General features: G+C 47.3%; 1 protein-coding gene and 1 pseudogene. Both read right to left on the bottom strand.

Annotation, left to right across the window (positions count from 1 at the left end; all coding sequences use genetic code 11):
- A pseudogene (locus tag R7044_RS27045) lies at positions 1–156 on the bottom strand (choline ABC transporter ATP-binding protein); the annotation flags it as partial.
- Positions 157–158: 2 nt separating this feature from the next.
- Positions 159–571, bottom strand: a 413-nt coding sequence (locus R7044_RS27040) for an ABC transporter permease (RefSeq protein WP_225456207.1), incomplete at its 5' end; no start/stop codon positions are given.

Genomic DNA, 571 nt, shown 5'->3' with positions numbered 1-571 from the left:
ACGCTTGACGCTCAGAGAGACATTATCAACACCGACGACCTGACCGGTTTCGTCGATGATCTCCTGGCGAGACTTACTCTGGTCCAGCAAAGCCAAAGCTTGTGATTGCTGCTGACCAAACACCACATCAAGATTTTCAATAGTAATAGCGTCCATGATTAAGCCTCCTTCTGGTTTGGCGCTTTGCATAAGCGATCAAGAATGATGGCAACAAGAACAATCGCTAAACCAGCTTCAAAACCTTGCGAAATATTTACCGTGTTCAGTGCGCGTACAACTGGCTTACCTAAACCATCTGCACCTACTAGTGCGGCAATGACCACCATCGAAAGAGATAGCATAATACATTGGGTAACCCCCGCCATGATGCTTGGTAGTGCCGCAGGTAACTCCACCTTAAACAGCAACTTCATACGGCTTGCGCCAAATGCTTTACCCGCTTCCAGCAGCTCTTCTGGCACTTTGATGATGCCCAAATACGTCAATCGGATTGGTGCTGCAATGGCAAAAATGATGGTTGAAATCAGTCCCGGTACAATGCCTAAACCAAACAGAACCAATGTCGGGATCA

The sequence above is a fragment of the Vibrio sp. 1402 genome (assembly GCF_033340275.1).
Note: the sequence above shows the minus strand (reverse complement) of the source record. Positions and strands in the feature narration are given on the sequence as shown.